Source organism: Xanthomonas sp. NCPPB 3200, assembly GCF_056393585.1.
Window position 1 is genome coordinate 4,264,666 of record NZ_CM150785.1, and the last position, 14,288, is coordinate 4,278,953.

The window sequence follows — 14,288 nt, forward strand, 5'->3', positions numbered from 1 at the left end:
TCAGGACGCTTTTAGCAAAAGCGCGTAGAAAAAACCGTCGCAGTGCTGCTCGCCGGGGAAACGCTGACGTCCGGCACCGGCCGCATGACCGAATTGCGCGCCCAGCGGCTGCGCCTGTGCATCGGCAGTGCGTTGCAGGAATGCCTGCACCTGCGCCTGGTTCTCGCGCGCAAGCAGGGAACAGGTGGTGTAGAGCAGCTGCCCGCCCGGTCGCAGCGTGCGCCAGGTGGCATCGAGCAAGCGCGCCTGTAACGCGCACAAGACGTCGATATCGTCGGCACGGCGATGCAGCAGCACGTCGGGCTGACGGCGCACCACGCCGGTGGCCGAACACGGCGCATCCAGCAGCACCGCATCGTACGGCTGGCCGTCCCACCATGCGGCGTTATCGGCGGCGTCAGCGGTGTGCAAGGTCACCTGCGCGCCCGGCACGGTGCGCTGCAAGGTCTGCTGCACCCGCTCCAGCCGGCGCGCATCCACATCCAGCGCGGTGAGCTGCAGGCCAGGATGACGTTCCAGCAGATGCGCGGCCTTGCCGCCGGGCGCCGCGCAGGCATCGAGCACGCGTGCCGACGGCGCCAGCGCCAGCGCATCGGCAACCTGCTGGGCAGAGCCGTCCTGCACCGAGACATCGCCGTCGGCAAAACCCGGCAACTGGCTCACCGGCACCGCCCCGTGCAGACGCACCGCATCCGGCAACAGCGCATCCGTGTCCGCGCCGATGCCCAGCGCGGCCAGCCGTTCGACATAACCGGCCGGGTCGATCCGCGAGCGCTGCACGCGCAGCCACATCGGCGCCATCTGCGCGCTTGCCACGAAGATGCGTTCGGCCTGCTCGCCCCAATCGGCACGCAGTTGCTTGCGCAGCCAGGACGGCCAGCCCGCATCGGCGGACACCGCCGGAAACCCCTCGCGCTGGGCGCGCCGCAGGATCGCGTTGACCATGCCGGCCTGGCGCGGCCGGCCCAGCGCGCGGCACGCGTCCACGGTGGCCGACAAGGCCGCATGCGCGGGCAGCTGCAGCACGTCGAGCTGGGCGAAGCCGGCCATCAGCAGCGCTTTCAGTTCCGCATCGCGCGGCGGCAACGGGCGTTCCAGCCACTGCCGCAATGCCACGTCATAGGCCGGGCGGCGGCGCAGCACCGCAAAGCAGATCGCCTCCACCAGCGCGCGGTCGCGTGGATCATCAAGACCGGGCAAGGTCGCGGCCAGTTCGGCCTTGAGCGAGCGGCCCTGGTCGAACACCGCCGTCAGCACCCGTGCTGCGGCCAGACGCGAGCCGACGCCGGCGGTTGCGGTCTCTGCCGACATCAGCGCAGCGCCGGCAGGTCGCGGCGCGCGTTGAGGTAGTCGGCAGCGGTGATCGCCTTGCCGCCCTCGCGCTGCAGCACGCGCACCCGCAGCGCGCCCTGCCCGCAGGCGATGTCGATGCCCTGCTTGCTGGCGGCGAGCAGGGTGCCCGGCGCCTGCTGATGGGCCAGCTCCAGCGCCACCGCACCATGCAGGCGCACGCGCTCGCCGGCCAGGACCGCCTCGGCCACCGGCCATGGATTGAACGCGCGTACCCGCCGCGCCAGTTCCTGCGCCGGCTGGGTCCAGTCCAGCCGCGCCTGCGTCTTGTCCAGCTTGTGCGCATAGGTCACGCCCTCGGCCGGCTGCGGCTGCGCCACCGGGCGGATGCCGGCACGCAGCAGGCCCAGGCCATCGGCCAGCACCTGCGCGCCCAGCGCGGCCAGGCGATCGTGCAGCTGCCCGCCGGTTTCCTGCTCGCCGATGGCCAGCCGCTGCGACAGCAGCACCGGGCCGGTATCCAGCCCGGCTTCCATCTGCATCAGGCAGACGCCGGTTTCGGTATCGCCGGCCTCGATCGCGCGCTGGATCGGCGCCGCGCCACGCCAGCGCGGCAACAACGAGGCATGCACGTTCCAGCAGCCATGGGTCGGCGCGGCCAGCACCGCCTTGGGCAGGATCAGGCCGTAGGCCACCACCACCATCAGATCGGCATTGAGCGCGCGCAGCGTGGCCAGGGCCTCCGGCGAGCGCAGCGTCTGCGGCTGGAAGACCGGGATCCCGCGCGCAATCGCGTCCAGCTTGACCGGCGACGGCGTCAACCCGCGGCCACGGCCGGCCGGCCGATCCGGCTGGGTGTAGACCGCCACCACTTCATGCCGCTGCGCGGCTGCGCGCAACGAGGCGACGGCAAAATCCGGCGTACCGGCGAATACGATTCTCATAGGGTGGGGATTCGGGAGTGGGGATTTGGGAGTGGCAGCAGCGGCGGCGGGGAATGGGGATTCGGGCATCGGGATTCACAGCAGGGGGCTTGGGCAACAGCGCAGTGGCTGGCCAATCCACATCCCCAATCCCGACGTGTCGCCCCATCCGTGTACACGGAGCGCGCGCAGCGACGGCCTGCGCCATCGCCTCAATCACACGCAAGAATGCCGCGCCTGGCGATTGGGCTTGGGTGCCAACGGATCCGGCAAGCAGCCAGAAAACCCGCTTCACCAATTCCCAATCCCAACTCCCCAATCACTGCCCTCAGGCCACGTGCTTACGCTGCTTGGCCAGTTTCTTGCGCACCATTTCGCGCTTGAGCGGCGACAGGTAATCGACGAACAACTTGCCGTCGAGATGGTCCATCTCGTGCTGGATGCACACCGCCAGCAGGCCGTCGGTGCTCAGTTCCTGCGCCTTGCCCTGGCGGTCAAGATAGCGCACGGTGATCGCATCGGCGCGGGCGACGTCGGCATAGATGCCCGGTACCGACAGGCAACCTTCCTGGTAGACCTGCTCGCCCTGCCTGCTCACGATCTCCGGGTTGATGAACACCTGCGGGAGCGTCTTCTCCTCGCTGACGTCGATCACCATGAAACGCTTGTGCACGTCCACCTGACTGGCGGCCAGGCCGATGCCGGGCGCCTCGTACATGGTCTGGAACATGTCGTCGAGCAGGGTCTGGAATGCCGGGCTGGTGAGCTCGGCAGCATCGACCGGCACGGCCTTGGTGCGCAGCCGCGGATCGGGGAATTCGAGAATAGGGAGCAAAGCCATGGGATTACCCGTCTGGGAACACCGGCGCTGCGCCGGCAAGACGCTGTCATTCTAGCGCAATGCTTGCGTGACGCCCCGGTTTCTGGACTATAGTGCGCAGACCTGTTGGGGAATCAGGCAAGAAGGCACTCATGTTGAACCGACTTCGTACGGTCGTCGCTGCGGCGATGCTGACCGTCGCGACCTACGCTGCCGCGCAAGCGGTGGGCGAGCATCCAGAGACTTACGTGGTCCGCAAGGGCGATACCCTGTGGGACATCGCTGGACGTTTCCTGCAAAAACCCTGGTTGTGGCCGGAAATCTGGCAGGCCAACCCGCAGATCCAGAATCCGCACCTGATCTATCCCGGTGACGTGATCAGCCTGGCCTACCTGGATCGCGTCGCCAAGGGCACCGTCCAGCCCGGTCCGCGCCAGGAAGCGCCGATCAATGCGATTCCGCTGGCCGATGTCGAGCCGTTCCTGAAGAACCTGCGCGTCACCGACGACTTCGACCAGCTGCCGTACGTGGTGGGCCTGGAAGGCGGCCGCACGCGCGCCACCACCGGCCAGGTGGCCTATGTGGTCGGCCTGGACGATGCACAGCCGGGCCAGCGTTTTGCGGTGGTGCGCCCGACGGTGAAGTTCAGCTTGCCCAAGCACAACGAAGACCTCGATGCGGCCGGCAACATCACCGCAGGCGCCGGCAACATCTGGAAGAACTACATCGCGCCGAGCACGCGCCGCGAGTTCCTCGGCTACGAACTGGCACAGGTCAACGTCGGCACCATCACGCGCAGCGCGGCGGGCGGCAACTCCAAGGCGGCCACCCTGCTGCTGCAGGACAGCGGCCGCGAAGTACGCGCCGGCGATCGCATCGTCGCCGTCGAGGCGCAGCCCTACGACCTGCAGTTCATCCCGCATCCGCCGTCGGAACAGGCCCTGCAGACCGAATTGCGGGTACTGGCCATCTCCGATGCCTTCACCGTCGGCGGCACCCGCGACGTGATCGCTATCTCCGGCGGTGCCCGCGAAGGCATCAACAACGGCACGGTGTTCTCGATCTGGCGCAAGGGCCGCACGGTCAGCGACCGCGTCAAGCACTCGCGCTTCTCGCGGACCGACGACGACTTCAGCGGCCCGGCCGGCTCCACCGTCGGCCTGCCCGACGAATACGCCTCGCACGCGATGGTGTTCCGTACCTTCGACAAGGTCAGCTATGCGCTGGTGATGGAAAGCGTCAAACCGACCGGCCTGGGCTACTTCGTCAAGCATCCCGACGCGCAGTAAGCGAAAATTCCGATGCGGTAATACGACGGCGCCTGAGGGCGCCGTCGGCGTTTGCGGTTCAGGCTGGACGTATGGCCCTCCCCACTTCCGACCTGCGCGCGCTCCTGACCCTGCTCCTGGCGGGCGGCCGCAGCCCGCCGCGCCATGCGCTGCTGGACTGCTTCGCCAGCCCGGCCGAGCTACTGGCGGCCGGGCCCGAGGCCTGGCTTGCCGCCGGCTGCGACGAGTTGCAGGCGGCACGGCTGCAGACTCCCGATGCGCGCGCGCTGGACGCCGCCCTGCAGTGGTGCGAGCAGCCCGGCCATCACCTGATCGGCCTGAACGATCCCGACTACCCCGCCCTGCTGCGCCACATCGTCAATCCGCCGCTGGCCCTGTTCGTGGACGGCGACCCGAACGCGCTCTGGCACCCGGGCGTGGCCGTGGTCGGCAGCCGCTCCGCCACCGCCGGGGGCCGCGACCACACCCGCGCGTTCGCCTCCGGCCTGGCCGGCGCCGGGTTGGCCATCGTCAGTGGCATGGCCGCCGGCGTGGACGCGATCGCGCACGAGGCCGCGCTTGGCCGTGCCGGGGCCATCACCGTGGCAGTGGTGGGCACCGGCGCGGATGTGGCCTATCCGGCAAATCACCACTCCCTGCGCGATCGCATCGCCGCGCGTGGCGCGGTGGTCAGCGAATACCTGCCCGGCACCGGGCCGGTCGCGGGGCACTTCCCGGCCCGCAACCGGATCATCGCCGGGCTGGCCCTGGGCACCCTGGTGGTGGAAGCGGCCATGCGCTCGGGCGCGCTGATCACCGCGCGGCTGGCGGCGGAGGCCGGGCGCGAGGTGTTCGCCCTGCCCGGCTCGCTGCACAATCCGCTCGCGCGGGGCTGCCATCACCTGATCCGGCAGGGCGCCACCCTGGCCCAGGAGCCGGCCCAGGTCATCGACGGCCTGCGCCTGCTGTCGGGCGAACTGGCAAGCGCCTTGCGCCAGCGCCTGGCCGCCCCCACTGATCAGGCCAGGACACCGCCGCAAGCCGGCCCGGCGCGCCCGGATCCGGACTACCAGCGCTTGTGGCAGGCGCTGGGCCATGACCCAACCCCTATGGATTCCCTGGTCGAACGCACCGGATTGACGGCCGCCGCGCTGTCCTCCATGCTGCTCATCATGGAACTGGAGGGAGACGTGGTCACCGAGCACGGTCGCTATACCCGCAATCCCTAGTTTCTTCACCTCCACAGCGTCGCGCGACGCAGGCCGAGGGGCAATGAAAGAGAGCATTCTTGATGTACTGCTGTACCTGTTCGAACATTATTTCAGCGAAGATGCGGACCTGGTCCGCGACCGTGACTCGCTTCAGAATGGCCTGATCCAGGCCGGTTTCAGCCCCGCAGAAATCAGCAAAGCCTTCGATTGGCTGGACGCGCTCTCCGAGCAGCGGCCTAGCGTGGCGCGCCCGCATGTCGATGGACCGGTACGCATCTACCACGGCCCGGAGCTGGACAAGCTCGATGTGGACTGCCGTGGATTCCTGCTGTTCCTGGAGCAACACCGCATCCTCGACGCCGACCAGCGCGAGCTGGTGCTTGATCGCGCCATGGCGCTGGACCAGGACGAACTGGACCTGGACGACCTCAAATGGGTGGTCTTGATGGTGTTGTTCAACCAGCCGGGTGCCGAAGCGGCCTACGCCTGGATGGAAACGCAGATGTTCCTGGACGAGCCTGAACCCGTACACTGAGACGGAAGCCGCAACGGACGCGTGCGAGGGGACGGCAATGAGTAGTTGGTATTACGCCGAGGGCAACCGCCACCGGCGTGGCCCGGTGGCCGACGAGGCCTTGCTGGCGCTGTATCGCGATCACGCGATTGCACTGGACACCCTGGTCTGGCGCGAAGGATTTGCCCGATGGGTGCCGCTGTCTGCATGCACCGACGAGCTCGGGCCACCGATTTCCACCGATCTGCGCGCCGCAGCGCTGCCGCCGCCCCTGCCGTCGGTTCCGCCAGCGGCTGTTCACAACGCAGCCGCCAGTGCACCCTCTTCGTCAGCACATCGCCTGCCTGGCAACGGGCCGGGGTGGCCGCTGGCGTTGGTGCTGGGCGCGGTGGTGGGCATGTTCGTGCTGGTGGCGATGATCGGCATCCTGGCGGCGATCGCGCTGCCGGCGTACCAGGACTACACCACGCGTACCAAGGTCGCCCAGGCGATCGCGGCGCTGACGCCCCTGAAGCCGCAGATCGCCGAATTTCTCGCGCAGCAAGGCCGTTGCCCGGTCAACGGCGACGCCGGCTTTCTCGCGCCCGAGCAGTATGCAAACGATGTCCTGAGCAGCGTGCGGATCGGCCGTTTCGACACCACCAACTGCGGAGTCGAGGCGCTGCTGCATGCGCCGAAAATGACCAAAATTGACGGCAAGGCGCTGTGGCTGGATTTCGACGCGGACGCCGGCAGCTGGCAGTGCAGCTCCGAGATCGACGACAACCAACTTCCGCCGGACTGCCGCGGCTAGTCAATCGCTTTACGCAAGGGGACTTCAATGACGCAGTGGTATTACGCCGACGCACAACGCGAGCGCCAGGGGCCGGTGGACACGGACACGCTTCGCGCGCGCCTGTCGGAGGGCCTGATCGATGCATCCAGCCTGGTCTGGCGCGAAGGCTTTCCGCAGTGGGTGGCACTTGGCGAGGTCATGGCCGAGCTGGGGATCGACACCGCCGTTCCAGCGCCCGCCGCGCCGAGCGTCGGAGATGTGCCGGTGAACGTTGCGCACAGCGAGCCGCAGGCGACGGTTCACCCGACCAGCGTCGCGGTGGATCACACGCCTGGCGCAGATGCGCCGTTTGCCGACCCGGCGGCAGACGCTGCGCTCGGGCGGTCCGACTCCGGCCTTGCCGATCAGCCTGCCGCAGTCGATCACCAGCAGCGTCCGCCGAGCGTTCAGGCTGCGCTGACAGATCCAGCGGCGTGGCCCACCACGCCGGCAGACCCTGCGGCACCCCCGGCGGCATCGAGCCCGCTCCTGACCGACACCTCCCACGCGCCTGCAACACCCGCGCATGCCGTGTCGCAACCACCGGCCGGCGCGCCGCTTCCAAGCGCCTGGGATTCCGTCGCCGCGCCCGCGGCAAGCGTCGCATTGCACGATGCCCCGGTCGTCTACGCCGGCCTGTGGCGGCGCGTGGCCGCCAGCATCCTGGACAGCCTGATCACCAGCTTTGCGGTGTACCTGATCGTGATCCCGCTGGTGTTCGTCGTGGCGTTGGCGACCAGCCGGGGCGATTCCGGCTCGGCGCTGGACGACGGCAGCGCGCTCAGCATCGCCATCCTGGTGATGTCCTACGGCATCGGCCTGGCGATCCCGACGCTGTATTTCGCCTGGATGCAGTCCAGCCGGCACCAGGCCAGCCTGGGCAAGCTCGCCTGCGGCATCAAGCTGGTGCGCGCCGACAGCAACGGCGGCCGGGTCGGTTTCTGGCGCAATGTGCTGCGCTACTTGGCCTACATGCTGATCAGCGTGCTCACCCTGGGCATCGGCGTGGTCGTGGCCGCGTTCATGGCCGGCATGACCGCGCGCAAGCAGGCTCCGCACGACAAGGTCTGCGACACCCTGGTGGTGGACCGCTGGGCGTTTACGGATCACCCGGAGCGCCAATCCAGGGGTCTGGACACGGTCACCATCGTGGTGCTGGCCATTTATGCGGTGATGCTGGTGATCTCGGTGGTGGTGGTGGGCTTCATGCTGGCCGCCATCGGAATGAGCCAGAGCTAGCAGTTGGCAGCCCTGGCCGCTTGACACGGCGGCGTCCGCCGTGATCTTTCTAATAAGAGAACTGAACGCCCGGGCTCGTTTCCCGGGCGTTGACCTGTGGGAAACGGTCGATCTGCTTCCCTCCACCGGCCAATTAGGCCACGCTACCCGCCCCCCGGGCCCTGCCCAAAGAATTCGCCACCATGCCCAAGCACCTGCTCATCGTCGAATCGCCTGCCAAGGCCAAGACGATCAATAAATACCTCGGCAAGGACTTCACCGTCCTGGCCTCGTATGGGCACGTGCGCGATCTCGTCCCCAAGGAAGGCGCGGTCGATCCGGACAACGGCTTCGCAATGCGCTACGACCTGATTGAAAAGAACGAGAAGCATGTCGAAGCCATTGCACGCGCGGCCAAGAGCGCCGACGACATCTATCTGGCGACCGACCCGGACCGCGAGGGCGAGGCGATCAGCTGGCACATCGCCGAGATCCTGAAAGAGCGCGGGCTGCTCAAGGACAAGACGATGCAGCGGGTGGTGTTCACCGAGATCACCCCGCGCGCGATCAAGGAAGCCATGCTCAAGCCGCGCGCGATCGCGGCCGATCTGGTCGATGCGCAGCAGGCCCGTCGCGCGCTCGACTATCTGGTCGGCTTCAACCTGTCGCCGGTGCTGTGGCGCAAGGTGCAGCGCGGGCTGTCGGCCGGCCGGGTGCAGTCGCCGGCGCTGCGCATGATCGTCGAGCGCGAGGAAGAGATCGAAGCCTTCATCGCGCGCGAGTACTGGTCCATCGATGCGCATTGCCGGCATCCGTCGCAGCCGTTCAATGCGCGCCTGATCAAGCTGGACGGGCAGAAGTTCGAGCAGTTCACCGTCACCGATGGCGATACCGCCGAAGCGGCGCGGCTGCGCATCCAGCAGGCCGCGCAAGGCGTGCTGCATGTCACCGATGTGGCCAGCAAGGAGCGCAAGCGTCGCCCTGCCCCGCCGTTCACCACCTCCACGCTGCAGCAGGAAGCCTCGCGCAAGCTCGGCTTCACCACCCGCAAGACCATGCAGGTGGCGCAGAAGCTGTACGAAGGCGTGGCGCTGGGCGACGAAGGCTCGGTCGGTCTGATCAGCTATATGCGTACCGACTCGGTGAACCTGTCGCAGGACGCGCTGTCGGAAATCCGCGATGTGATCGCGCGCGATTTCGGTACTGCCTCGTTGCCGGACCAGCCCAACGCCTACACCACCAAATCCAAGAATGCGCAGGAAGCGCATGAGGCGGTGCGCCCGACCTCGGCGCTGCGCACCCCGGCGCAGGTGGCGCGCTTTTTGTCCGACGACGAGCGCCGCCTGTACGAGTTGATCTGGCGCCGCGCCGTGGCCTGCCAGATGATCCCGGCCACGCTCAACACCGTCAGCGTCGATCTGTCGGCCGGCAGCGAGCACGTGTTCCGCGCCAGCGGCACCACCGTGGTGGTGCCCGGCTTCCTGGCGGTCTACGAGGAAGGCAAGGACACCAAGAGCAGCGAGGACGAGGACGAAGGCCGCAAGCTGCCGCTGATGAAGGCCGGCGACAACATCCCGCTGGACCGCATCGTCACCGACCAGCATTTTACCCAGCCGCCGCCGCGCTTCACCGAAGCGGCACTGGTCAAGGCACTGGAGGAATACGGCATCGGCCGGCCGTCCACCTACGCCTCGATCATCCAGACCCTGCAGTTCCGCAAGTACGTGGAAATGGAAGGCCGCAGCTTCCGTCCCACCGACGTGGGCCGCGCCGTGTCCAAGTTCCTGTCCGGGCATTTCACCCGTTACGTGGATTACGACTTCACCGCCAAGCTCGAAGACGACCTGGATGCGGTCTCGCGGGGCGAGGAAGAGTGGATCCCGCTGATGGAGAAGTTCTGGGGCCCGTTCAAGGAACTGGTCGAGGACAAGAAGGATTCGCTGGACAAGACCGACGCCGGCAGCGTGCGCGTGCTGGGCACCGACCCGGTCAGCGGCAAGGAAGTCAGCGCGCGCATCGGCCGGTTCGGCCCGATGGTGCAGATCGGCACCGTCGAAGACGAGGAAAAGCCCACCTTCGCCTCGCTGCGGCCAGGCCAGAGCATTTACTCGATCTCCATCGAAGACGCATTGGAGCTGTTCAAGATGCCGCGCGCACTGGGCCAGGACAAGGACCAGGACGTCAGCGTCGGCATCGGCCGGTTCGGCCCGTTCGCGCGCCGCGGCAGCGTCTATGCGTCGCTGAAGAAGGAAGACGACCCATACACCATCGATCTGGCGCGCGCGGTGTTCCTGATCGAGGAGAAGGAAGAGATCGCGCGCAACCGCGTGATCAAGGACTTCGACGGCAGCGACATCCAGGTGCTCAACGGCCGCTTCGGCCCGTACATCAGCGATGGCAAGCTCAATGGCAAGATCCCCAAGGATCGCGAGCCGGCGTCGCTGACGTTCGAGGAAGTGCAGCAGCTGCTGGCCGACACCGGCAAGCCGGTGCGCAAGGGCTTCGGCGCCAAGAAGGCCACGCTCAAGAAGAACGCGGTGAAGGATTCGGCCAAGGAAGCCAAGGACGCCGCTGCCAAGAAGACCGCGGTAAAGAAGACCGCCACCAAGACCGCGGCGAAGAAGGCGCCGGCCAAGAAGGCCGCTGCCAAGAAGGCCAGCAAGCGCGTGGTCAAGAAGACCGCGAGCAAGGCCGCAAGCTAAGGCCGCCGCATGCAGCACACGCTCAGCCTGGACAGCGCCGTCGCCACCCTGACCCGGGGCGGCGTGATCGCCTATCCCACCGAAGCGGTGTGGGGGCTGGGCTGCGACCCGCGCCAGCAGGCCGCCGTGCTGCGACTGCTGGAGATCAAACGCCGCCCGGTCGACAAGGGCGTGATCGTGGTGGCCGCCAGCGTGGATGTGCTGCACGACTGGGTGGATCTGGACGCGCTGGCGCCGGCCCGCAAGCAGGAGGTGCTGGCCAGCTGGCCAGGCCCGCATACCTGGATCCTGCCGATCACCGCCCAGGCGCCGCGCTGGGTCACCGGCGCGCATGACGGGCTGGCGGTGCGCATCAGCGCGCACCCGCTGGTCGCCGCGCTCTGTGCGGCCTGGGGCGGCCCATTGGTGTCCACCAGCGCCAACCTGGCCGGCGAACCGCCCGCGCGCAGCCGACAGGCGCTGGACCCGGCCCTGCTGGCCAGCATCGACGGGGTGACGGATGGCGAGGTGGGCGCATTGGCGCAACCGACCCAGATCCGCGACGCCCGCAGCGGACAGATCCTGCGCGACTGAGCAGCCGCCACGCGCCGCCTGTCGGCGCGCTTGGCCTTGAACACCGCCTGCCCCTTTGCCCACAGCCGGGTAGACGCGCACACTGCGGCCATGCGTACCGTCCTGACCCTTCTGTTGCTGGCCACCGCGCTGCCTGTCGCTGCGGCCAGTACCGCCAGCAAACCGGATCCGAATGTGCGGATCTACCGCTGCGTCAGCAGCACCGGCACCGTCGCCTTGCAGGATGCGCCATGCAGCAGCGGCCGCCAGCAGGTGCTGGACCTGCAGCGTCCGCAGGATCCGCCGCCGCGGCCGCAGCGCGCCGTTGCCGCCCCGGCCGCCGTCGCGACGCAGCCACCGCGCGAGGTGCGCATCATCACCGTGCAGCCGCCGCAGCCGATGTACGAGTGCACCACCGAAGACGGCAACCGCTATACCAGCGACAGCCCGGAAGGCAATCCGCGCTGGGTGCCGACCTGGGGCCCGGCCTATGTGGGCAACGGCATTGCCCCGCCGGTCAGCGGCGGCGGCATCCAGCGTCCGCCGATTTCGGTCCGCCCACGCCCGGCGATGTCGGTGCAGGGAAGCGCCGGTCGCGGTGGAAGTCTGCGCGGCAGCGCAAGCTTCGGCGGCGACGGTTATCAGGGCGGCTACAACGGCGGCGGCTACGGCGGCACGGTGATCGTGCCGTACGGCAACGTGCAGATCCGCGACGAATGCCATGCCCTGCCCGAACAGGAAGTCTGCGCGCGCCTGGCCGACCGTCGCTGGGAACTGATCCGTCGCTACAACAATGCCCTGCAGAGCGAGCGCCAGGATCTCAGCCGCGAACAGCGCGGTATCGACGCGCGCCTGCAGCGCGATTGCGGCGGCGCATGAGGCGCTGGCCGTGGGCGGTATTGCTGGCGTGTGCCTCGGTGGCCGGCGCACAGGAAGTGGCGATCTACCGGTGCACCGACTCCAGCGGCGCGCTTACCGTGCAGAACATGCCCTGCCCGAAAGGCATGCAGCAGCAGAAGAAACTGATGACGGCACCGGCCGCGGTACCGTTGACGGCGGGTGGATCAGGCGCAGCATCGCCTGCGCGTAGCACGCCCGCTGCGCAGCCCCCCACCATGCCCAAGACCGATGTGCCCGCCGCCGTCCCGGCTGCAACGCCGGCACCGACGCCACCTGCCGCGGCCTCGACCTCCACGCTGCCACCGCCGCCCTTGTTCGAATGCACCGCGCACGACAACGGGCGCTATTTCACCGAAGACCGCGAGCCGGCCACGCGCTGCCTGCCGATGCAGACCACCAACCTGGCGGGCGGGCCGGCAACCGGCGGCGGCAGCGCCTGCGAGGTGGTCACCGACCGCTGCGCACCGGTGCCGGACCAGAGCCTGTGCGAGGCCTGGCGCCAGCGTGCCGAGCAGGCCGAATCGACCTGGCGCTTCTCCGACGAGGCGCAAGCGGCCGAGCGCAAGCAGCGCTATTTGCAGATGCGTCGGGTGCTGGACGAAAGCCGCTGCGCGAATCCGTCCGCCACGCCATGACGCTGCAGCCGGCGTGGCAGCGCATGGCAGCCAGTGTGCCGGTGCAGTGCTTGCCGGGCTGATTCTTTCGAGCCACTGCAACCGTTAGCGATCACCGGATGACCTGCGCGGTGCAGCGAGCCGCATGCGAGCAAGCCCGCCGCACTGTCGCCTGCGTTGCGTGCAGACGCGGCGGACGAACACTGCAGGCGCAGCGACGGGTCGGCGCCTGCCTGCGCAGCTTCCGATGCCATGCGCAGGCATTGTCCGCGCGACCACGCACGCAGGCGTGTCAGAACCCGTAGCGCAGGAAGCCACCATCCACCGCGATGCATTCGCCGGTGATGTAACTGGCGGCCGGCAGGCACAGGAAACCGACGGCGGCGGCCACTTCTTCCGGTTCGCCGATGCGGCGCATCGGGGTGCGCTCGATGACCTGCTCGTAGTAATCCGGATCCGACAACGGCCCGGAGGTGCGACGGGTGCGGATGTACCACGGCGCCACCGCGTTGACGCGGATGCCGTCCTCGGCCCATTCCACCGCCAGGTTGCGCGTCATCTGCTGCAGCGCGGCCTTGGTCATGCCGTACGGCGCGCCGCTGCGCACATGGGTGATGCCGGAGACGCTGCCGACGTTGACGATTGCCGACGCTGCGTGACGGGTCAGCAACGGATGCGCATAACGCGACAACTCGAAGGCGGCGAACACATTGGTTTCGAAGATGCCGCGCCACTGGTCTTCGGTGTAATCGATCGCCGCGCGGGTGATGTTGCCGCCGGCATTGTTGATCAGCAGGTGCAGGCCATCGGCATGGTCTTCCACCCAATCCAGAATCGCGCGCCGCTCTTCGTCGTCGGCCACATCGGCGGCCAGCCCATGCAGCTCGCGCTCGGGAAATTCCTCGGCCAACTCGTCGCGCGCCTGCGCCAGCGCATCGGCATCGCGCGCCACCATCAGCAGATCCGCGCCGAAGGCCAGCAATTCGCGCGCGATGGCAAAGCCAATGCCGGCGCTGGCGCCGGTGATGAGCGCGGTCTGTCCATCCAGCCGCCAACGGTGGGTTGTCACGTGGGTCATCCTCTTTCAAGACGCAGGAAACGGCCGCAGCAGCGCGCTTGACGCATGCCTGCGGCCCGGGCGTTAGGATACCGCCACCCCGAGCGAGGTCACGACGATGAAACGGCATTGGATTCTTGCGATCAGCCTGACGTTGCTGCTGGGCGCCTGTCAGCGGCCGCAACCTGCGCCCACCGAGCAGAAGCCCGAGCCGCAGGCCACCGCCCTGCGCGACCACATCCAGGAACCGTTGAACAAGGCGCACGCAGTGCAGGCGGCAAGCGACCAGGCCGCAGACGATCAACGCAAGGCGATCGATGCGGCCACGCAGTAACCGAAGTTTGCTGACTGAAGCACGCGCGTTTTTTGTCGACCCAGCAACTGCGCGTGCGCGCCTGCGATTGA

General features: G+C 68.1%; 14 protein-coding genes. 10 read left to right on the plus strand and 4 right to left on the minus strand.

The features are described from left to right. From rsmB to def, 3 genes are all read right to left on the minus strand, one after another. Positions 1-1,311, minus strand: a complete 1,311-nt coding sequence (rsmB, locus tag AC06DU_RS18445; protein ID WP_478202992.1) for a 16S rRNA (cytosine(967)-C(5))-methyltransferase RsmB — start codon at positions 1,309-1,311, stop codon at positions 1-3. Then, a complete protein-coding gene (gene fmt, locus AC06DU_RS18450) occupies positions 1,311-2,234 on the minus strand; it encodes a methionyl-tRNA formyltransferase (protein ID WP_104646464.1) in 924 nt (307 codons plus the stop codon). Before fmt ends, rsmB begins: the two co-directional genes overlap by 1 nt. Positions 2,235-2,541: 307 nt before the next feature. Next, entirely contained in the window at positions 2,542-3,054 is a 513-nt protein-coding gene (gene def, locus AC06DU_RS18455) for a peptide deformylase (RefSeq protein WP_024938525.1), read from the minus strand. A gap of 131 nt (positions 3,055-3,185) precedes the next feature. Here def and AC06DU_RS18460 point away from each other — a divergent pair, with 131 nt between their 5' ends. The 9 genes from AC06DU_RS18460 to AC06DU_RS18500 all read left to right on the plus strand — a co-directional run bounded on the left by AC06DU_RS18460 (position 3,186) and on the right by AC06DU_RS18500 (position 12,847). Continuing rightward, the gene (locus tag AC06DU_RS18460; protein WP_104575567.1) at positions 3,186-4,322 is read left to right on the plus strand and encodes a LysM peptidoglycan-binding domain-containing protein; all 1,137 of its coding nucleotides are present in this window, start codon (positions 3,186-3,188) and stop codon (positions 4,320-4,322) included. A 71-nt stretch (positions 4,323-4,393) separates the two neighbouring features. Beyond that, the gene (gene dprA / locus AC06DU_RS18465; RefSeq protein WP_024938527.1) at positions 4,394-5,530 is read left to right on the plus strand and encodes a DNA-processing protein DprA; all 1,137 of its coding nucleotides are present in this window, start codon (positions 4,394-4,396) and stop codon (positions 5,528-5,530) included. 43 nt (positions 5,531-5,573) lie between these two features. Then, entirely contained in the window at positions 5,574-6,047 is a 474-nt protein-coding gene (locus tag AC06DU_RS18470; protein WP_003484452.1) for a DUF494 family protein, read from the plus strand. 37 nt (positions 6,048-6,084) lie between these two features. Beyond that, complete coding sequence (locus AC06DU_RS18475) at positions 6,085-6,819, plus strand: pilin (RefSeq protein WP_478202993.1); 735 nt, start codon at positions 6,085-6,087, stop codon at positions 6,817-6,819. Positions 6,820-6,846: 27 nt separating this feature from the next. After that, complete coding sequence (locus tag AC06DU_RS18480; RefSeq protein ID WP_434982581.1) at positions 6,847-8,079, plus strand: RDD family protein; 1,233 nt, start codon at positions 6,847-6,849, stop codon at positions 8,077-8,079. 182 nt (positions 8,080-8,261) lie between these two features. Further along, positions 8,262-10,760 carry a DNA topoisomerase I gene (locus AC06DU_RS18485; RefSeq protein ID WP_478202994.1) on the plus strand — a complete coding sequence of 833 codons (2,499 nt, stop codon included), beginning with the start codon at positions 8,262-8,264 and terminating at the stop codon, positions 10,758-10,760. A 9-nt stretch (positions 10,761-10,769) separates the two neighbouring features. Next, positions 10,770-11,333, plus strand: a complete 564-nt coding sequence (gene tsaC / locus AC06DU_RS18490) for an L-threonylcarbamoyladenylate synthase type 1 TsaC (protein ID WP_039515356.1) — start codon at positions 10,770-10,772, stop codon at positions 11,331-11,333. 90 nt (positions 11,334-11,423) lie between these two features. Continuing rightward, positions 11,424-12,191, plus strand: a complete 768-nt coding sequence (locus AC06DU_RS18495) for a DUF4124 domain-containing protein (protein WP_478202995.1) — start codon at positions 11,424-11,426, stop codon at positions 12,189-12,191. After that, a complete protein-coding gene (locus tag AC06DU_RS18500) occupies positions 12,188-12,847 on the plus strand; it encodes a DUF4124 domain-containing protein (protein WP_478202996.1) in 660 nt (219 codons plus the stop codon). Before AC06DU_RS18495 ends, AC06DU_RS18500 begins: the two co-directional genes overlap by 4 nt. Positions 12,848-13,118: 271 nt before the next feature. Here the strand turns inward: AC06DU_RS18500 and AC06DU_RS18505 are convergent, their stop codons facing one another. Further along, positions 13,119-13,895, minus strand: a complete 777-nt coding sequence (locus AC06DU_RS18505) for an SDR family oxidoreductase (RefSeq protein ID WP_024938534.1) — start codon at positions 13,893-13,895, stop codon at positions 13,119-13,121. Between the two features lie 106 nt (positions 13,896-14,001). Here AC06DU_RS18505 and AC06DU_RS18510 point away from each other — a divergent pair, with 106 nt between their 5' ends. Beyond that, the gene (locus AC06DU_RS18510) at positions 14,002-14,217 is read left to right on the plus strand and encodes a hypothetical protein (protein WP_016903674.1); all 216 of its coding nucleotides are present in this window, start codon (positions 14,002-14,004) and stop codon (positions 14,215-14,217) included. Positions 14,218-14,288 lie beyond the last annotated feature (71 nt).